The organism is Allobosea sp. 05T439, assembly GCF_056396005.1.
Window position 1 is genome coordinate 1 of sequence record NZ_JBFTKP010000041.1, and the last position, 18,924, is coordinate 18,924.

17 protein-coding genes and 1 tRNA gene are annotated in these 18,924 nt (G+C 65.7%); 9 read left to right on the top strand and 9 right to left on the bottom strand.

Translation table 11 applies throughout. From position 1 onward, the window contains the following. Nucleotides 1–70: 70 nt before the first annotated feature. Nucleotides 71–147: transfer RNA gene (locus AC1DIO_RS29275), tRNA-Met, on the top strand. Between the two features lie 234 nt (nucleotides 148–381). On the opposite strand, the gene AC1DIO_RS29280 is transcribed toward AC1DIO_RS29275, so the two are convergent. Further along, nucleotides 382–993 (bottom strand): LysR family transcriptional regulator, encoded by a 612-nt coding sequence (locus AC1DIO_RS29280; RefSeq protein ID WP_476768740.1) that lies wholly within the window; start codon nucleotides 991–993, stop codon nucleotides 382–384. 107 nt (nucleotides 994–1,100) lie between these two features. On the opposite strand from AC1DIO_RS29280, the gene AC1DIO_RS29285 reads away from it, so the two are divergent. Next, a complete protein-coding gene (locus AC1DIO_RS29285) occupies nucleotides 1,101–1,430 on the top strand; it encodes a RidA family protein (RefSeq protein WP_441508160.1) in 330 nt (109 codons plus the stop codon). Nucleotides 1,431–1,526: 96 nt separating this feature from the next. Here the strand turns inward: AC1DIO_RS29285 and AC1DIO_RS29290 are convergent, their stop codons facing one another. Further along, nucleotides 1,527–4,625 carry a S8 family serine peptidase gene (locus AC1DIO_RS29290; RefSeq protein WP_476854477.1) on the bottom strand — a complete coding sequence of 1,033 codons (3,099 nt, stop codon included), beginning with the start codon at nucleotides 4,623–4,625 and terminating at the stop codon, nucleotides 1,527–1,529. 269 nt (nucleotides 4,626–4,894) lie between these two features. Between AC1DIO_RS29290 and AC1DIO_RS29295 the strand changes: the two genes are divergently transcribed. Further along, complete coding sequence (locus AC1DIO_RS29295; protein WP_441508162.1) at nucleotides 4,895–5,884, top strand: AraC-like ligand-binding domain-containing protein; 990 nt, start codon at nucleotides 4,895–4,897, stop codon at nucleotides 5,882–5,884. 308 nt (nucleotides 5,885–6,192) lie between these two features. After that, the gene (locus tag AC1DIO_RS29300) at nucleotides 6,193–7,038 is read left to right on the top strand and encodes a carboxylesterase family protein (RefSeq protein ID WP_441508163.1); all 846 of its coding nucleotides are present in this window, start codon (nucleotides 6,193–6,195) and stop codon (nucleotides 7,036–7,038) included. 76 nt (nucleotides 7,039–7,114) lie between these two features. On the opposite strand, the gene AC1DIO_RS29305 is transcribed toward AC1DIO_RS29300, so the two are convergent. The 5 genes from AC1DIO_RS29305 to AC1DIO_RS29325 all read right to left on the bottom strand — a co-directional run bounded on the left by AC1DIO_RS29305 (nucleotide 7,115) and on the right by AC1DIO_RS29325 (nucleotide 12,045). Further along, nucleotides 7,115–8,305 carry a M20 aminoacylase family protein gene (locus AC1DIO_RS29305; protein WP_441508164.1) on the bottom strand — a complete coding sequence of 397 codons (1,191 nt, stop codon included), beginning with the start codon at nucleotides 8,303–8,305 and terminating at the stop codon, nucleotides 7,115–7,117. A gap of 114 nt (nucleotides 8,306–8,419) precedes the next feature. Then, a complete protein-coding gene (locus AC1DIO_RS29310; protein WP_441508165.1) occupies nucleotides 8,420–9,199 on the bottom strand; it encodes an amino acid ABC transporter ATP-binding protein in 780 nt (259 codons plus the stop codon). Continuing rightward, a complete protein-coding gene (locus AC1DIO_RS29315) occupies nucleotides 9,196–10,119 on the bottom strand; it encodes an amino acid ABC transporter permease (protein ID WP_476768744.1) in 924 nt (307 codons plus the stop codon). Before AC1DIO_RS29315 ends, AC1DIO_RS29310 begins: the two co-directional genes overlap by 4 nt. Then, nucleotides 10,116–11,006, bottom strand: a complete 891-nt coding sequence (locus AC1DIO_RS29320; protein ID WP_441508167.1) for an ABC transporter substrate-binding protein — start codon at nucleotides 11,004–11,006, stop codon at nucleotides 10,116–10,118. Before AC1DIO_RS29320 ends, AC1DIO_RS29315 begins: the two co-directional genes overlap by 4 nt. A gap of 76 nt (nucleotides 11,007–11,082) precedes the next feature. Next, nucleotides 11,083–12,045 (bottom strand): substrate-binding domain-containing protein, encoded by a 963-nt coding sequence (locus AC1DIO_RS29325; protein WP_441508168.1) that lies wholly within the window; start codon nucleotides 12,043–12,045, stop codon nucleotides 11,083–11,085. Nucleotides 12,046–12,143: 98 nt separating this feature from the next. Here AC1DIO_RS29325 and AC1DIO_RS29330 point away from each other — a divergent pair, with 98 nt between their 5' ends. Together AC1DIO_RS29330 and AC1DIO_RS29335 are read left to right on the top strand one after the other, a co-directional pair. Then, nucleotides 12,144–13,469, top strand: a complete 1,326-nt coding sequence (locus AC1DIO_RS29330; RefSeq protein ID WP_441508169.1) for an aminotransferase-like domain-containing protein — start codon at nucleotides 12,144–12,146, stop codon at nucleotides 13,467–13,469. 89 nt (nucleotides 13,470–13,558) lie between these two features. After that, complete coding sequence (locus AC1DIO_RS29335; protein ID WP_441508170.1) at nucleotides 13,559–14,596, top strand: DmpA family aminopeptidase; 1,038 nt, start codon at nucleotides 13,559–13,561, stop codon at nucleotides 14,594–14,596. A gap of 23 nt (nucleotides 14,597–14,619) precedes the next feature. Here AC1DIO_RS29335 and rnk read toward each other — a convergent pair whose 3' ends face one another. Both rnk and AC1DIO_RS29345 read right to left on the bottom strand, forming a co-directional pair. Then, on the bottom strand, nucleotides 14,620–15,048 hold the full coding sequence (rnk, locus tag AC1DIO_RS29340; RefSeq protein WP_441492382.1) for a nucleoside diphosphate kinase regulator: 429 nt from the start codon (nucleotides 15,046–15,048) through the stop codon (nucleotides 14,620–14,622). A gap of 559 nt (nucleotides 15,049–15,607) precedes the next feature. Next, on the bottom strand, nucleotides 15,608–16,513 hold the full coding sequence (locus tag AC1DIO_RS29345; protein WP_441508171.1) for a dihydrodipicolinate synthase family protein: 906 nt from the start codon (nucleotides 16,511–16,513) through the stop codon (nucleotides 15,608–15,610). 108 nt (nucleotides 16,514–16,621) lie between these two features. Between AC1DIO_RS29345 and AC1DIO_RS29350 the strand changes: the two genes are divergently transcribed. The 3 genes from AC1DIO_RS29350 to AC1DIO_RS29360 all read left to right on the top strand — a co-directional run bounded on the left by AC1DIO_RS29350 (nucleotide 16,622) and on the right by AC1DIO_RS29360 (nucleotide 18,921). Continuing rightward, the gene (locus AC1DIO_RS29350) at nucleotides 16,622–17,380 is read left to right on the top strand and encodes a FadR/GntR family transcriptional regulator (RefSeq protein ID WP_441508172.1); all 759 of its coding nucleotides are present in this window, start codon (nucleotides 16,622–16,624) and stop codon (nucleotides 17,378–17,380) included. Then, nucleotides 17,377–18,345, top strand: coding sequence for a Bug family tripartite tricarboxylate transporter substrate binding protein (locus AC1DIO_RS29355; protein ID WP_441508173.1), 969 nt, complete (start codon nucleotides 17,377–17,379; stop codon nucleotides 18,343–18,345). The genes AC1DIO_RS29350 and AC1DIO_RS29355 overlap by 4 nt, the downstream gene beginning before the upstream one ends. A gap of 102 nt (nucleotides 18,346–18,447) precedes the next feature. Next, complete coding sequence (locus AC1DIO_RS29360) at nucleotides 18,448–18,921, top strand: tripartite tricarboxylate transporter TctB family protein (protein ID WP_441508174.1); 474 nt, start codon at nucleotides 18,448–18,450, stop codon at nucleotides 18,919–18,921. Nucleotides 18,922–18,924: the final 3 nt, after the last annotated feature.

Below are 18,924 nucleotides of genomic sequence, written 5' to 3' on the forward strand. Positions count from 1 at the left end.
CCCTCATCACAATCGCAAAACGCAAAACGCGGCGCTMGATGCTAAAACATCGGCGCCGCGTTCCCATTACCGCGGGGTGGAGCAGCCCGGTAGCTCGTCAGGCTCATAACCTGAAGGTCGTCAGTTCAAATCTGGCCCCCGCAACCAAATCAAATATCAAACCCCGTCTCACATAAGAGGCGGGGTTTTCTGCGTTCTGCGCTCAATCTCGCGCCACAGCGCCGCAAAGCACCGGTGAACTGCGGCGCTAAACGGCGGCTGAGGAGTCAGCATCGTGGCTGTATCGTCGGTCGCACTCGCTTTAACGCGCTGCGGCGAGCCCTGACATGGTCTCGCGAAACCAGCGATGCGCCGGGTCGTGGTCATAGGATCGATGCCAGATCATGGCGACGTCTGATCGTTGGTGGTGTGGAGGCGGCGCCGCTTGTGGTGATTAGAGCCTTCAGTGAGAAGGCCCGCGGCACGCAGATGCAGGCGGTGCCCGTCGAGCAGCTCGAGAATGGTGAAACGGTCGATCGCGCGAACCTGAATGCGCACTCTGGGCGCGATTGACGCCAGCAGTGCCATCAGCCGCGGCAGGAGCGGCACTTCAACACTGTCGGGCATCCCCAGCAGAAAGACGCGCTCGGGCTGAAGCGGATCGAAACTCTCTCCCTGAAGCAGCGTCCCCTGGATCATCGACAGCGCTTCGCGGATCGGCCCGGCAAGCCGCAGGGCGCCTGGGGCCGGCCTGATCCCAACGGGAGCGCGGATGAACAGATCGTCCCTGAACAGCCTGCGCAATCGGTTGAGCACATGGCTCATGGAAGGTCGGCCTATGCCAATGCACTTGGCCGCGCGCGTGACACTGCCTTCAGACAGAAGCGCATCAAAAGCGGGCAGCAGATTGAGGTCGAGTCTGCTCAGATTGATGTGATCTATTGCATTGGTTGACCCTAGAGCTCTATCGCTGAAAGGCGATCGCAACCCTTGGGCACGCCACCGGCCCGCCACGCGGGACGGCTTCCCAATTTCTGGAAGGGGACAGGAAATGTCGATCGAACAGGGCATCAAGCAGCGTGGGCTGCAGCTGCCCGCCGTGAAGACCCGGGCGGCGACCTATGTGCGCGGGGGGCGAGGTMCCGACCGGAAAGGTCGGCGCAGGCGTCTCGACTGAACAGGCCGCGGAGCATGCGCGCCTCGTCGGCCTGCAGCAGCGTGCGATCCTTCTGGAAGAGCTCGGTTCGCTCGATCGGATCCGACGCGTCGTGAAGATTCTCGGCATGGTGAATGCGGTGCGTGAATTCACTGAGCATTCGAAGGTCATCAATGGCTACTCGGACCTCTTCGTCGAGATTTTTGGCGAGCGGCATGCCCGCTCCGCAATCGGCGTCGGCAGCCTCCCGTTCGGAATCACCGTCGAGATCGAAGCCATCGTCGAGGTGACATAGGTTGCCCTGATCTACGCCAAGCTCGCGTTCAGCGCGGCTCCCCGGCGGGAACCGCACTCCGATTGCCCTCTCCCGTGAGCCCAGGCCGCTCCGACCTCACCAGCGGGTCCTGGCCTCAAGCGAAAAGCGGTGGCTTGTCGCGCCGCGACGGAACTCGCCGTCATAGGAGCCTGTCACATCGACCTTGGGCGCGATCGCCCCCGAGAGGCTTGCTCCAATCACGGCTCCGTCACGTGAGGCCCGAGGGGTGCGGACTGCAAACGCGGTGCCCAGAAGGCCCGCTCGCTGGATCGCGACGTTGTCCGCCAGCTCATGAGACCAATAGGCCTTGAGGTCAAAACGCAGCCGCTCATCGGAGGTAAGGGGAGTCGCCAGCCGGCCGCCGACCAATGTGCGGGTCGAGGTCTGGCTTTCGCCGCGCAGTGTCAGCGCGAACGCGCCGGCCTGGCTTTCCGTCAGCCCGCCCTGGCGGAAATGATTCAGGCTGAGCCCGGCCTCGGGCGAGAGTTCAAGACCGGAGATGGAAGCAAGGCCATATCCGGCGATCAGATGCCCGAAGACGCCGTAGCCATCCGTCTCGCCATGGGCGACGCGCTGGACGTGACTGAGCTGGATCGTCCGGCGGTTCTCGGTCTTGCCATAGGTCCCGCCCAGCGCGCCGCGCAGGGTCAGATCGCCGAGGCGCGTGCGGCCATAGGCCGAGATGCTGTAGCTGTCGACGGTCACCCGGCCCGCGGCATCGGTCTTGGGATCGCCGTTCGAGCGCGCGTATCCGACGGCACCGCCGATCAGGCTCGTACTKAACACGGAACGTTCGACGCCGAGCAGGGCTCCGGCCACGCCGAAATCCGTGCCGGGCCCGGACCTGTCGCTGCCAGTGCGCCCGAAGCCATAGAGAGCCTGTCCCCAAACCACGCCGTCTCGTCCGGGCTGGAGCGCGGCTGCCTGTTGCCTCGGACGCGCGGCCGCGGATTTGCCCAGGCTCGCATACCCAGCCTCGCCCGGGTTCGGGGCCTGGCCGGGGAGGGCAGAGCTCCCGGCAGTCAGACGCTGGTCGAGGGCCGAATCGACCATGCGTTGCGCCGTGATCATAGCCATCCTGGCGTCGGCGTAGCTCTGTCCCGATAACGAGCCCAGCGCTGGCGCGAGCGCGCCCGGCGCGGTGGTATAGAGCGCGTCGAACACCTCCTGCCGGCCGGCATCGGGGCGTATTCCGGCAGCGGGACGCGTGCTGTCGAGGGCCTGGGCGACGGCCCAGGCGTTGCCGCCGAGACCTGAGAGAGCTGCGTAGGAGCCGGGCGTCACGATCAATGAGAGGCCGTCGGCGCGGTAGAGGGCATCGAAGCGGGCATTGCCGGGCAAGCCGCTTGCCGGCTGGTCAAGCCCGGTGAAGCTGCCGCTCAATCCGCCCGCTGCAGCGAGAATGCCGAAGGAGGAACCGACCGCAGGCGTGAACTGATTGGACGCGTTGCCGGAGATGCCGCGCAGGACCGGCACAAGACGTCCATTGGCGGCGACGCTACCGGCCGAGCTCGTCGTCACCAACCGTGAATAGTTGCCAGTGCCGTTGCCGGTTCCGGAGCCGTCGATATCAAGCACGAACCGACTGGTGCTGCCGAAKGCGACCGGCCCCTTGACGAAGAGCGTTCCCGGCGAATTGCCAGGCATGACGGTGCCGGCACTGAACAGGCCGGCCTCGATGAGGCCCGTGCCACGCAGGGTTCCACCCTGGCCGACCGATACGGCCGAGGTCACGGATCCGTTCAGGGCGAGCGTGCCGCCGATCACCGAGGTGCCGCCGGCATAGCTGTTGCGACCCGACAGTTCGAGGCGGCCATCGCCGCGTTTCACCAGCCCGCCGGCGCCGGAAATGTCATTGGCGAAGGAGCCGGAATAGCCCTTCGTGTCGACATCGAAGGTCTGCAGGAATTGCCCGGGGCCGCGAACCGCCTTGCCGGCATTGAGGAGACCCCAGCCATAGATCTCGGGGGAGCCGAGATCTGTCGCGGTGGTCAGGATCGACTGGACCACCTGCGGCGCGGTCATGAACGGAAAGGCTTCGCGGACCAGTGCTGCGGTGCCCGCGACATGCGGCGCGGCCATCGAGGTGCCGCTCGACAGATTATAGGGTTGCGTCGGACTCAGACCCTTGTCAGCCGGGACTGTCGAAAGGATGTTGACGCCGGGCGCCGCGAGGCACCAGGCTGCTGCAATCCCGCAATAGTTGCTGAAGGAGGCGATCTTGCGATCACGGTCCACGGCGACGACGGCAATCGTGTAGGGCTGGAGATCGGAATAATCGAGCTTGCTCGCATCGACCTGGTCCCCGGCATTGTCGAGGACGACATAGAGGTTCTTATTGTCGTTCCCTGGCCGGATCGCCGGATAGAATGCCGCGCCGGTGGGGTTGCGCGCGATGACCGGCTGATCCTCCCGCTCGTTGCYGGCGGCGAAGACCATGACCATGTCGGAGGCGCCGGCCTGCCGGATGGCCGCAACTTCCGCCGCCGTGCCGACCTGCTGGTAGGGCTGGATCGGGAACAGCTGATAGTCCGGGTTGGGACTGCCGTCGGGAAGCGTGGGTGAGGGATAGGACGGACCATAGCTGCCGTTGAGGACCTTCGCGCCGACTTCGCTCGCATAGCGGATCGCGGCTGGAATATCCCCTCCCGGCCCTCGCACGACGGCGCGCAGGGCAAGAATCTCGGCATTATAGGCAACACCCTGCATTCCGACCCCGTCCCTGGCCGCGGCGATGGTTCCGGCGACATGGGTGCCATGGGCGGTCGGGTCGCGGTCGACGATATCCGCGGGGTCGGGGCGGTCGAGCCCGAAGTTCCGCGACAGCGGCGAAATCCGCCCCGCAAACTCCGGATGAGTCGGATCGATGCCGCTGTCGACAACCGCGACCAGCACGCCCTTGCCGGTGAGCCCCAGCGCATAGGCGTCGGCAGCACCGATCTGGGCCAGCCCATAACTGGCATTGTACTCCGGCGTGACAAAGCTTGCGGCGGGCGGCAGCAGCGCCAGGGCGCGCGGCAGCATGCGGGCGGGCCGGCCGGCGAACGCATCTGGCAAGGCCGCGATCTCTTGCGCGGAGATCACCGTTGGCGCGAGCGCGAGGAGGAAGCCCGAAGCAGTCGTGGCGAGGAGGGAGGAGCGAAGACGGGTGGATCGCGTTGCGGCAAACGGCATGGGCAGGTCTCGAGGCAGGCATCCGCTCAGGCGGATCGATCACAGGTCCGTAACATGAGGCTGGAATGGTCGAGAGAGGTCGAAGCCGGCATGGCGTCCCAATCAACCGCGTTGCCGTGCCAAAGCCATGAACCAGGTCGAAGGCGGCTGAAATCAGTCTCTTGACGATCGGTCACTCGTTCGGTGTTTAGGAGGCATTGCATGGGGCGTGTCGTGCCACAGCCGGCCGCAGGCGCCGCGCAGCAGCGTCGAGAAAACGGGGCGTAGGGGTGAGCGAGCAGGACTGCGATTCCCAGCGGATGTTCGGCCGGTGGCGCGAGGAAATCGCACCGGTTTTCGACGTCCAGCCTCTCTCCGGCGACTGGCGCTCCACCTTCCGGGGAGACATCCGCCGCCATCATCTCGGTGTCGCCCTTGTCGGAGAGGTGATGACAAGCGCCCAGCGCTACGAGCGCTCGGAGGGGCTGATCGGCGCCGTTGGCGTCGACCACCTGCTGATCCAGCTCTACCAGTCCGGCCATACGACGCTGGATATCGACGGCAAGGAGATGCGAGCCGGCCCGTCCGACGTCCTGATCCTCGACCTGTCGCGTCCCATGCGGTCGCATGCCAGCGACATGCGGGCAATCAACCTTGTTCTCCCCCGCGCCTTGCTCGGGCTCGACGCCGACGCAATCGACAGAGCCCATGGCACGGTGCTGTCGGGCCGGGAGGCGCTGGGCAGGCTCGCGGGAGACCATCTGCAGGCCCTGCTGAGGGCAGCGCAGGAGCTCGGCCCTCGCGAGGCACCCGGCCTTCTCAAGGCCAGCGCGAATCTCCTCGCAGCCTGCCTTGCGCCTTCGTTGATGCGCGACCAGGACGCTCCATCCACGCTGACGGCCACGCTGGCGACGATGTGCCGCTTCATCGACCGCCATATCGCTGACCCGGCGCTCGATGCGGCCATGCTTTGCTGCGCCTTCGGGCTGTCACGCTCGGCGCTGTACCGCCTGTTCGCGCCACTGGGCGGGGTTTCGGACTATATCCGCCGGCGCAGGCTGGAGCGCGCGCGTCTCGCGCTGAACGGAGCGTCGCTCGAACGAGGCGGCATCGGCAAACTCGCGCGCAGGTTCGGCTTTTCCAGCGACGATGCTTTTTCGCGCGCCTTCAAGGCCCGGTTCGGGGTCGCGCCCCGCGAGGCCGCCCAGATCCGTGTCCTCGCACCGGCCGAGCCCGGCGACGACAGTCTGGAGGCCTGGCTACGACGCCTGGACTGGTAGTCACTGACGGTATTTGCGGCCCCGCCAGTGGTCGGTGCGAACGAGCTGATCTGCATCCGGAAGTCCTGAGCCGTCGCGAGGCGTGAGACCTTCGCAGGCGAGGTTGAGCCGCATTCGCCGGCTGAGCCACGAAACGATCTAGGGTCGCTCGCCCTCGACAATCCACAAAGCGGCCCGAAGGCCAATTGCCTGCCCTGAGCCCAAAGAAAATCTATCAGCTCGGCAGAGATTTGACCGTTTGTGAAGCGTCAGACGACGGCAGATGAAGAGGCGGTGAACCCTGAGATTTCGCAACCGATGAGGACACGATGCGCCGATCGCTCAATCTTGCCGCGACGCTGCTTGCGGCATTCACCATAGCCGGATCCGGGGCTCTAGGCGGCGAAATCAGGGAAGATCGGCGCATCTCCCAGCCATCGCCGGCGCAGTTGGCCGCGGTCGAGTCCCTCGTCAAAATGCCAATTGATCTATTCCAGCCGAGCGTCTTCGCCGCTCCCAACGGGCATAGCATTCCCTATCGTCTGCTTTCGCCGGCCGCTCAAAGCCAAGCGAAATTGCCGCTTGTCATCGCGCTGCATGCATCGGGCGGGGTGGGCACCGACAATGTCAGCCAGGTCGGGCCCTTCATCCGGAGCTGGGCCGCTCCCGCGATTGCCCGTGAATTTCCGGCATATGTCGTCGTGCCGCAATTTCCGACGCTCAGCGCGAACTATGCTGGCGACGGCAGTAATCGGGTTGCAAAACCGAGCGATCAGCTTGCTGACGTTCTGGCGTTGGTCGAGGATTTGAAACGGCGCCTGCCGGTTGATCCGCAGCGGGTCTACCTGGTCGGGTTCTCGATGGGGGCGTCGGCGGCGATCATTGCCGCGGCAACGAAGCCCAAGACGTTCGCGGGCGTTGTCGCATTCTCGGGAGTTCCGCCGCAGCGCAGCCTGGCGCAACAAGCGGCGAAGGTCCCGTTCCTGATCGTCCATGGAACGGCCGACCGCGAGAATCCGTATGCCGCATCGAGATCATGGGCCGATGCGTTGGCCAGGGCCGGCGGTTCGCCCATGTTCGTGACCTATGACGGGATGGACCATAAAGTCAGCCCGGACCAGTTCTTGGCGCCGGAATGGCGCACTTGGCTCTTCAGCCAGCGCGCGCCACGATAGCGTCGCGCCGCAAGTTGCTCCGGTGGAGCCTAGGGCAACTATGGGGCGGCATCCGGAAAGCCGACAGGGCCCGGCTTTATCCGTTGGCCTGCAGATAGCGCTCGACGAGACGGGCCCACAGCGCGGCGCCGACGGTCAGGCTGTCATCGGCAAAATCATACTGCGCACTGTGGAGGATCGGTGAGTTGAGGCCATTGCCGAGGCGCAGGAAACTTCCTGGCCTGTGCTCGAGGAAATAGGCGAAGTCCTCGCTGCCTGGGATGAGATGGCAGGTCGCTACCTTGTCGGCGCCGACCAGCTCCTCGGCGACCATGCGCGCGAAGGCCGTCTCGGCTTCGGCGTTGACCACGACAGGATAGCCGCGCTCGTAGTCGATCTCGATCGACGCGCCGTGGCCTTCCGCGACCGAGCGGGCGAGCCTGACGACGCGCTCCTCCAGCAGGTCGCGGATCTTCGGCTCGAAGGAGCGTACGCTGAGCGCCAGCCTGGCCTCTTCAGGGATGACGTTGACGGCCTGGCCCGCATGGATAGTGCCGACCGTGACGACAGCCGTCTGTGTCGGGTCGATATTGCGTGAGACGACAGTCTGCAGCGCGACCACGAGATGGCAGGCGACCACGACCGGGTCGATGGTCAGATGCGGGCGCGAGGCATGGCCGCCCTTGCCCCTGATCGTGATGGTGACCGTGTCGGCGGCGGCCATCATCGGGCCGGATCGCAGCAGGATCGTGCCCTCCGGCGCGCCGGGATGATTGTGCAATCCGAAGATCGCATCGAAGGGGAAGCGCTCGAACAGCCCGTCGGCAATCATCGCCTGGGCGCCGCTGATCTTGCCTGCCTCCTCGGCCGGCTGGAAGATCAGCGTCACCGTGCCGTCGAAGCGGCGCGTGCGGGCAAGGTATTCGGCCGTGCCGAGCAGGACGGCGGTGTGCCCGTCATGGCCGCAGGCATGCATCTTGCCGGGCTGGAGGCTGGCATAGGGAAGGCCGGTCTCTTCGGTGATCGGCAGCGCGTCCATGTCGGCGCGGATCGCGATGCTGCCCGCCCCGGTGCCGCTGCTGAGGCGCGCCACGACACCATGGCCGCCGACGTTGCGGGTCACCTCGTAACCCCAGGCCGTGAGCTTGTCGGCGACATAGCGCGCGGTTTCGGCCTCCTCGTGGGAGAGTTCCGGGTTGGCGTGAAGGTAACGGCGGGTCGCCCTGAGATCGGCCTCCATGGCCTCGAAATCGGAGACGCGGGCGAAGCTGTTGTCGAGCGCGGACATGATCTATCTCGGTCTTTGCGGATGCGACCCGGCACTGGCCGGACTACTGCGGCTACTGCACCGGCCCGAACAGTGGATCGGCGTCTTCGGGAATGCCGATGCGAGCACGGAAGGTCAGAGGAAGCGCGACAGGAAGGCCTGGGTGCGCGGATGGCGCGGATTGTCCATCACCTCCTCCGGCCGGCCCATTTCGACGATCTTGCCGCCATCCATGAACACGACCCGGTCGGCGGCCTCGCGCGCGAAGCCGATTTCGTGGGTCACCACGATCATGGTGAGGCCCTGCCGGGCGAGATCGCGCATCGTCGTCAGGACTTCGCCCACCAGTTCGGGGTCGAGCGCCGATGTCGGCTCGTCGAACAGCATCAATTTTGGCTTGATCGCCAGGGCGCGGGCGATGGCGACGCGCTGCTGCTGGCCGCCGGAGAGCTGGCGCGGATAGCTTGCCGCCTTGTCGGAGAGGCCGACCCGATCAAGCAGGTCGAGCGCCCCCGTCGTCGCGTCCCTGCGGTTCATGCCATGGACGCCGATCGGCGCCTCGATGACATTCTCCAGCGCCGTCATATGCGGGTAGAGATTGAACTGCTGGAAGACCATGCCGATCTTGCGGCGCTGGCGCGCGATGCCGTTGCCCGTGAGCTTCTGCAGCCGGCCGTTGCGCATCCGGTAGCCGATCTGCTCGCCATCCACCTCGATGAAGCCCCGGTTGATGGCTTCGAGATGGTTGATGCAGCGCAGGAAGGTCGACTTGCCCGAACCCGAAGGCCCGAGGATGACGACGACCTCGCCCGGCATCACGTCGAGGTCGATGCCTTTGAGCACCTCGAGATGGTCGAAGGACTTGTGGATGTCGCGCGCCCTGACGAGCGGCGTGGTCGCTGCAGCGGCGGTCAATGGCTTGCCTCCTGCACGGCTGGCAGCGGAGCAGCCGCGCCGTCGCGGCGTTCGCCGCGGCTGTAATAGGCCTCGATATAGCTCTGGCCGACATTGAGGATCGAGGTGATCAGCAGGTACCAGAGGACCGCAACCAGCAGCATCGGGATGATCTCGAAGGTGCGGTTGTAGATCGACTGAACCGAGTAGAGCAGATCGGCCATGGCGATGACGCTGACGAGCGAGGTCGCCTTGATCATGCTGATGAGCTGGTTTCCGGTCGGCGGTACGATCGAGCGCATGGCTTGGGGAATGATGATCCGCCGCAATGCCCGGCCCTTGGTCATGCCGAAGGCCTCGGCGGTCTCGGCCTGGCCGCGATCGACCGAAAGCAGGCCGCCACGGATGATCTCCGCCATATAGGCCGCTTCGTTCAGCGCGAGGCCGACGATGGCGGCGGTGACCGGGGTGATGACCGAGTTGGTTTCCCAACTCGCCAGGTTCGGCCCGAACGGGATTGCGAGCGAGATCTGGGGGAACAGCGTCGAGAGATTGTACCAGAAGATCAACTGCACGAGCAGCGGCGTGCCACGGAAGAACCAGATGAACAGCGACGCGGAGGAGCTCGCGAGAGTGTCCTTCGACAACCGCGCGATTGCGAGCACGAGCCCGAGCGCGGTGCCGATTACCATAGCGACGACCGTCAATCCGAGGCTGACCGAGAGGCCATTGAGCACGGTGCGGTCGAAGAAATAGGCGGCGACGACCGGCCAGCCGAAATTTTCGTTCCTCGCGACGATCAGGCCGAAATCGACGACGATTATGGCCGTGACCGCCCAGAGGATCAGGCGTGCGATCGGGAAGGGGGCGTGCGCATTGACCACGTCCCTCGGGTCGGCGCCGCCCGAGGGTGGCGCTGTCATCGCGGGCTCGCCGCTCATTTCGGCAGGGCCCCGCCCAGATTGAGGCCGGGCTCCTTGAGCATGTTATTCTCGAGCCCCCATTTCTTCATGATCGCGGCATAGGTGCCGTTATCGATCAGGATCTTGACGGCATCGCGCAGAACCGGGCCGAGCGGCGAGCCCTTGGGGACCACAGCGCCCTGATAGAGATCCTCAAACCCGTTGCGTGCACCGACGCCGGTGAGTTCAAGCTGGCCGTTGGCCTGCGCGACGAAATAGGTGAGGGGCGCCTGCGACGAGAAGAAGGCATCGGCGCGCTTGGAGCGGACCGACAGGATAGAGCTCGGCTGATCGGAATAGGACTGCACCTCGATGGGGCTCTTGCCGTCCGCCTTGCACTTCTCTGCCTGGACCTGGATGACGCGCTCGGCCGAGCCGCCGGCCATGACGGCGATGCGGTTGCCGCAGGCGGTGTCGAGCGAGGTGATGCCCTTGGGATTGCCCTTCTGCACCGCGAAGACGACGAATTCCTGGACCCAGTCGACGAAGTCGTTGGCTTCCTGCCGGCTCTTGAAATCACCGACCGGGCCAAAGGCGAACTGGTAGCGCCCGGCATTCACGCCGGCGAGCAGGGCAGGCAGGCCTCCCACCGTCGCATGCTCGATCGTGACGCCCAGGACCTGACCGATGGCATCGGTGAGGTCGGAGCTGGCGCCGCTCATCTCGGTGCCGGTGACGATCTCGTAGGGCGGGAAGGAGCCGTTATTGACCGAAATCATCTTGCCCTTGCTGCGCAGCGTCTCAGGCAGGCGCGCCCGCAGCTCCTCGTTGACCGTCTGCTTCGCGATCGTGCCCTGCTGGGCCAGCGCGGATCCGGCCAGCGTCAATCCGGCGAAGGCGACGGAGGCAATCAATCTGAAATACATGGTGCTACTCCCCATTCTTGTCTGAACTTGCAGGCCGGGCGGTGGCGCCGGCCTGTCGCAACGCTTCTCGGGCGTGTCAGCGGGTGCGCGCTTGCCGCGGGAAAAGCTCGGCCGGTGTCAGCAGGCGCGGCAGGATCTTCTGCTCATGGAGCTCGGTCGCGAAATCGGCGATCATGACTTCGTTCTCGGCGAAACCGCTCGCGCTCCACGAAGAGGGCAGATCGCGGGCGCAACGGCGCAGCTCGTCGAACATCCAGGGTGTCGTATCGGCATATTTCTCGCGCTTCTCGAGCCAGAGCCGCTGCGACTCGTCGATCAACGCACTGAGCTCGTCCATGATCCAGGGGTGGTCGCGGACGAATTCGGCTTTGAAGCCGATCAGGTGCATGCCCGGGATGTAGCCGACCTCGTGGAAATAGGTGGTCTCCGCCGCCCGGAAATCCTCGAGCACCTGACGGAACGGCGAGGCCGGATCGAAGAAGCCCTTGGGCATGAAGGGAGTGAAGACGGCATCGAGCCCGCCATCCCGCAGGAGATCCACCATCGGGCGCTCACCCGGAGCAGCCTCGATCCGACCGGGACGACCGAAGCCGTCGAGGCGGTCGGTGATCGGGTGAGCCTCGGTCAGGCGCCCGGCATACCACATAGCGTCCTCGACGCCGACGCCTTCGCGGCGCACGGCGGCGCGGGTCCAGGTGTTGCCGGAATCGCGCCAGCCTGTGACGCCGATCTTCTTGCCGGCAAGGTCGGCGAGCGTGCGGATCGAGCTGTCCTTGGTCGTCACGATGCAGCGATGACGAAAGCCGCGCATGATGAAGTTCGGCATGCCGACGATCGTGTCGTTGCCGTCATGGCGCAGCTGGGCATAGCGGCTGAATGACAGCTCTGCGGCATCGTAAGCTTCGTCGGTGGCCAGATCGCCGACCAGTGTGCCGACGCGATCGACCTGGATCTTCAGCCGGGGCGAGGAGACGTCGCCAAGAACGAGCGGGGTCATATAGTCCCAATCGCGGAGTGCAAGGCGCAGCGTCACAGCCATGTTGGCAACTCTGAAAAGCTCTCGACAGGCCAAGTGCTAAATGTTCAAAAATAACTGCGCAAATGTTATTATGTTATTGAACATTAAATGGCCGGCAGATGAACAGCTCGATCAGCGCCGACTGGCTCGCAAGAACGATCGTTGATCGCAGCATCCGGGGCATCGCCCTGGAGACCAGCGCGCTGATCAGGGCGGGGGCGCTGCCTGTCGGGGCGCGGCTGCCGGCGATCCGCGACATCGCCTACGAAATGAAGGTCAGTCCGGCGACGATCTCCGAGGCCTGGAGCGAATTGCGCCGCCAGAAGATCATTCGCGGCCGGGGGCGCAACGGCACCTGGGTCAGTGGGGACCGCTTCATCGCCCAGCCGGAACGGCTGGCGAGCTCCGGCGACTACGGTGCCGGCGTGCTGAACCTGTCGCTGGCAATTCCCGACACAGCCCTGCTGCCACCGCTCGCAGAGGCGCTGGCCCATGGCGCAACGGTCGACAAGCTCAACAGCTATGAACGGAGCCGGGTCGTACCGGAACTGCGCGAGGCGGCCGAAGCGCGCTGGCCCTATCGGCCGGAAGCATTCCTCGCCACCAATGGCGGCTACAATGCCGTCTACAATACCCTGCGGGCCCTTGTGGCGCCGGGCTCGGCCGTCGCGATCGAGCATCCGACGGCCATGCGGCTGCTCGACATCCTCGAGGATCTTGGCGTCAGGATCGTGCCTGTGGCCTGCGACGAGCACGGCCCCCTGCCGGCCTCGCTCCGCGCCGCGGCGCAGGAGCGGCTTGCTGCATTCGTGTTCCAGCCAAGACTGCACTCGGTTACGGGGCAGACGGTCAGTGCTGAACGGCTCGCGCTGATCGGCGACATCCTTGCTGAGAGCGATGCGCTGATCATCGAGGATGACGGCGTGGCCGACATCTCGGAGGCACCGCCCGCGTCACTCGGCGTGCGCTTTCCGGAGCGCACCATCCATATCGTCTCTTATTCGAAGACCCTCGGGCCCGATCTGCGGCTCGCGGTGCTGTCGAGTTCGGCTGCGATCGTCGAACAGGTCCAGTCCTATCGGGCCTTCAGCGCGGGCTGGACGAGCCGCCTGCTCCAGGGCGCAACCTCCTGGCTGCTGCGTGACGAGGCGAGTCGGGATATCGTGGCGAAGGCTCGCATCATCTACAAGCAGCGGCGCGACAGGCTCGCTGAAGCGCTAGCCGCGCGCGGCATCCACACCGCGCCCGGAAGCGGCCTTTGCCTGTGGGTTCCGATCATCTCGGAGCCCTTCGCCATGGTGACGCTCGCCGCGCGCAACATCGCGGTCAATCCCGGCAGCAAGTTCTCGGTCCTCCCCAGCGCCCATATCCGCGTCGCGACCGCGACCCTGACCGAGCGCTACGAGGAAGTGGCCGACGCGATCGCTCTCGCCCGGTCCCCCTGATCGCGGGAACGGGGCTGCGCGCCGGTACTGGCGGATGCCGGGGTTTGCGCTATAGCCGGAAGCATCGTCAGCCAGCCGGATTGCCGCCCATGCCTGCCCGCGCCCGTTCCCTTGGTTTGATCTGCGGCTCGCTGCCGCCCGGCCCGCTCAATGCGATTACCGATGTTGCCGGCGTCCGTGTCGGCCACAGGACCATTCGCGACGGGGATATCCAGACCGGGTTCACGGCCATCCTGCCCCATGGCGACGATCTGTTCCGCGAGAAGCTGCGCGCCGGTGTCGATGTCATCAACGGCTTTGGCAAGAGTGCCGGGCTGGTGCAGGTCTCCGAACTCGGCCAGATCGAAACCCCGCTTCTGCTGGGAAACACATTGTCGGTCGGAACTGGCTTCAATGCCCTCGTCACGCGCGCGCTCGCGGCCAATCCCGACATTGGCCGGACGACCGGAACGGTCAATCCGGTCGTGCTCGAGTGCAATGACGGTTTTCTCTCAGACATTCGGGCGCGCGTTCTGAGCGAGAGCGACGCCTTCGCGGCACTTGATGCTGCTATGGCAGGCCCGGTCGAGGAGGGCGCCGTCGGCGGCGGGACCGGCATGAGCGCCTTTGGTTTCAAGGGCGGCATCGGCACGGCCTCGCGCCTGCTCAGGCTGGACGGCAGGGATTATACGCTCGGCGTGCTGGTTCAGGCCAATTTTGGCAATGCGGGAGATCTGGTTCTGCCTGATGGCCGCCGGCCCGTTCCGCCCGCCATGCCGCACGCGGCCGCGCCCGAGCGTGGGTCCGTCATCATCGTGGTGGCGACCGATATCCCGATGGAATCGCGGCAGCTGACGCGCGTTGCCAGGCGGTGCGGTGCGGGGCTGGCGCGGCTCGGCGCATTCTGGGGCAATGGCAGCGGCGATATCGCGCTGGCCTTCAGCACGGCCGGCCGCATCAGCCATCATGAACGCGCCGATCTCGCGCCGATGGTCGTGCTCAACGAGAATCGAATCGATCTGCCGTTTCGCGCGGCCGCCGAGGCGACCCAGGAGGCCGTCCTCAACGCCATGCTCGCCGCGCCGGCGGTGGCGGGGCGAGACGGTCATGCGAGGCCTTCGCTCGCCGACGTTCTCGCCCGCTCCTGAGGGCTCGCTGTCGCCCGCCGCAATCAGGCCGGTTGGGGCGCGCCATCGGCTGGATCGCGGACGGCCTGAACCGTCAGACGCTTCACGTCGCCGCTGCGCGTCGTCCAGTTGATGGATTGGCCGACCGAGAGGCCGATCAGAGCGGTCCCGATCGGGGTCAGGATCGAGATCTTGCCCTGGGCGATGTCGGCCTCGGGCGGATAGACCAGGGTCACGGTGGTGGTCTTGCCCGTGACCTCGTCCTGGAACAGCACTTCGCTGCCCATGCGCACGGCGTCGGCGAGCTGGCGCCCCTTGGCGAGAACGCGGGCGCGCGCCACTTCGTCGGCGAGTTCCGCTGCGACATCGGGAAAGGTGTTGGTCGCGGCAATCGCGAGCTGGGTGAGCTTCTCGTGATCGATTGCGGTCAAGGTGATACGGGGCTTTGCCCCGCCGGAGGTCCGGTTGGTCATGTGAACGTCGTCCTGAATGATTGCGCCCCCGTGGGCAGCGCGTAGCAGTGGAAGATTGCGCGCAGGCGAGCTTGCACGATGCCGGACAATGGCGTCGGGGGGGCTCTCTGCCTTCGGCAGACGCTTTCGTCGCTTGCGCTGATGGTGGATGTGCGGGGCGTTGCCCGCGTCGACCTTAAGTCCGGAATGATGCCGATTCGGCGCCGGAAGGCCGACCGCCCCGAACCCGAGGCGCGCGGCGCGACGAATCCGGGGCTAGTTGCCCGCGATCAGGTTACCTGCCCGGTGCAGGCCGCGACGGAAATTGGAGAAGCGCGCCATCATGTCTCATGACTTAGGCTCGCTGCCCGAATTGTCAAATCACAAGCCTGCCGGAAGGCTGCGATCGCGGAGCGCAACGCTGGCCTGAAACGCGGGGCAAGGCTGGCGGTCCGACTTCCGTCCGGGCCCGATCATGACGCTCGATCATCAGACCGGATGGTATCCAGGCCGATGATCCAACGTGTTGTGTTTGCAGCGGCTTTCCCTAAAGCCGCGATCCACTGTTGGGACCGCTGCCTTAGGCCGCAGCGCTGTAGGGGCCGAGCTGCGCGGCGTGCCGCCGCACGAGTTCCAAACCGAATTCCGTCGGGCGCAGAGCGGGGGACCGGTCGTGAATGGCAAGACCGGCGCGCTCGCCGAAGAGGCGCTTGCCGTAGCAGAGCAGGCTCTCGATCGACTGCATGATGAAGACGATTGCAGGCGAGACGTCGCGATAGGCGGCCTCCGCGCTGGGCTCGTCTCCAGCCATGAAGTGGTTATAGGCGCGTAGCGCGTGATCGATCGTGTCGGGGGCCAGGATCATGCCCGCACAGCCGGCGCGCAGGTTGTCGACCAGTTCGAGGCCGCCGCGACCGTTGAAGACGGGAAGCCGCCCTTCCGTGGTCGTGATCAGCTGCCGAATGTCCACGGCTGGGCCTTCACCCTTGATCAGGCTGATATTCGGATGGCGCGACACCAGTTCGCGGATGTCTTCGGCCGAGAGGCCGCGCCCCATATAGGCTGGTGCATTCTGGATCGCGACGGGCAGGGAGGTCGCGTCAGCGACCCGGCCGAAGAAGCGGATATATTCAGCCGCTCCAAAACTGCCGACCATCGGCGGCTGCAGGATGACCCAGTCGGCCTTCGCAGTCTCGGCTGCCCTGACCTGCTCGATCTGTTCCGCGACGGACGAACCGTAGATCGTGAAGGCGAGCGGCACGCGTCCGGCAGTGTCCTCGGAAACCCATTCCATTAGCGCCAGGCGCTCGGACTGGGTCAGTTTGGACACTTCGGTGGCGAGGCCGAGCGCGGCAATGCCGTGCACGCCCAGCGCAAGGCAGAGCTCCGTCTGGCGGCGCATCGCTGCCCGGTCAAGCCTCTCCTGCTCGTCGAACAAGGCGTAGACCATGGCATGAATGCCGGCGAAAGGCGGCGCGAAGCCCATCTCATATCCTCACGGTAGCGTGTCGTTTCGAAGATCAGATGTTAAACATCAGATGAATGGTTGCAAGCGAAACCCGAGCGTGGCAATTTCATGAAAATGGAGGGTCGAATGTCCCAGGCTCATGGCATGCGGAAAGGCGCGAAGCCCGGAAAGATCGGCGCGATGGTCTCCGCGCTCGGCGCTGCGATCGTGCGCGGCGAGATCGCGCCGGGGGCGGTACTGCCTCCCGAGCACGAACTGGAGGCGCATTACCGGGTTGGCCGCAGCGTCGTCCGCGAGGCGATGAAGACGCTGACCGCGAAGGGGTTGGTGAGCGTCCGCCCGCGCCACGGCACGCATGTTCGTCCGGCCCAGGACTGGATGCTGCTCGACAGCGATGTCCTGGGATGGGTGCGGAACAGCGGGGGGCTCGACCGCAGCCTGTTGCTCGCATTGGAGGAAACCCGCGCGATCATCGAGCCGGCAGCGGCTGCCCTCGCGGCGCAGCGCGCAACGCCTGAGGATGTCTGGCGGATCAATGCCGCGCTTGCGGCGATGGACGACGGCCAGTTCGACCCGCAGGCAGCGATTGCGGCGGACAAGGCCTTTCACCTCGCGATTCTCGAGGCGACGCATAACCCGGTGCTGCGCAGCTTTCGCGGCGCAATCGATGCGATCCTGAGCGCCATCTTCGACATCACCGTGGGCGTCTTCACCGGCAACCTGCCGAACCATGCCGCCGTTGCGCGTGCGATCGAGGCCCGCGACGCAAAACAGGCGCGCGAAGCCATGGAAGTCCTGCTTGGTTACACCTACGGGCACCTGCTCTCGGACGGCGCAATAACGCCGCCGGATCTCAAGAAATCCACCCTTGGAGAAACGCCATGACATTCAAGAGCCTGATGCTCGCCGCAGCGATGACGGCGACGAGCCTTTCCGCGTCCGCCGCCTGGCCGGAGCGGCCAGTCACCCTGATCGTGCCCTGGGCCGCCGGCGGCGGCACCGATGCGGTTGCCCGCATCCTTGCGGCGGGGCTGGAGAAGGAGCTCGGCAAGCCGGTCAATGTCGTCAACCGCACCGGTGGCGGCGGCGTCGTCGGCCATACCGAGATCGTCAATGCCAAGCCGGACGGTTACACGATCGGTCTGGCCACCGCCGAGGTGACGACCTTCTACTGGTCGAACACCGCACCCTTCACCTATGAGAAGCTGACGCCGCTGGCGCTGGTGAACTTCGATTCCGCCGCGTTCAACGTCGCGTCCAACAGCCCCTGGGCCAATCTGCGCGCGGCGCTGGACGACATCCGCAAGCAGCCGGTCGGCCATTTCAAGATGTCGGGCATGGCGGCAGGAGCCGCCTATCACCTCGCTTTTGCCGGGCTGCTGCAGCTCGAGGGCATCGACCCGAAGAGCGTCGTCGTCGTGCCGAGCCAGGGTGCGGCGCCTGGTTTCCAGGAGCTGGCTTCCGGCGGCGTGCAGATCGTTCCGTCATCGCTGCCCGAGGGCAAGCCGATGATCGATGCCGGCCGCGTCAAGTCGCTGGCCGTGCTTTCGAAGGAGAAGATCTCGGCCTTCCCGTCGGTGCCGACGGTCAAGGACGCGATCGGCAAGGACTATGAGGGTGGTACCTGGCGCGGCCTTGCGGCTCCCGCCAATCTGCCGGCCGAAGTCACGGCACGTCTTGTCGAGGCGACCGACAAGGTGGCGAATTCCGACAGCTACAAGAGCTTCCTGGCCGAGCGCGGCTTTGGCTATGCCTTCGCCAAGGGGCCGGCCTTCGGCAGCTTCCTCGTCGAGCAGCACAAGCGCAATGGCGAGATCATGGGCGCGCTCGGCCTGCGCCTGCGCCAGTAGCGCCAGCCCAATCCAGCCCGGCCCCGCGCCGGAGCATGACGCGGCGCTGGCTTGCCCGCGCCGCGTCCACCCCATCGTGTCCTTCGCGCCGGGCAGGTCTCCATGAAATTCAACGATCTCTTCGCCGGGCTGGTGTTCCTCGGGCTGGCCGCGCTCGTCGCGACGGCGTCCTGGCATCTGCCGAACCCTTCGCAGCAACCGCTGGGCCCCTCGGCCTTCCCGCTGATCCTGTCCGGATTGCTGGCGCTTTGCGCTGCGATCCTCGGGGTCAATGGCGCTCGCGCGGTCGACCGCGGCCCGATGCTGGCCCTGGCCGACTGGGCACGCAGCCCTGCGGCGTTGATGAAGCTCGCGCTCGTGCCGGCTGTAGTGCTGTTCTACCTCTGGTTCTCGGAGGTATTGGGCTTCCTCATCACGGCACCGCTGATCCTCGTCGTGCTGTTCATGGCGGGTGGGGTCCGGCCGGGCCCGGCCCTCGCGCTCTCCCTGCTCGCGGCGCTTGCGATGCATTCGATCTTCTATCTCGGTCTCGGCGTGCAGCTGCCGTGGGGGCCCCTCGAACCGATCCGCTGGTGAGGC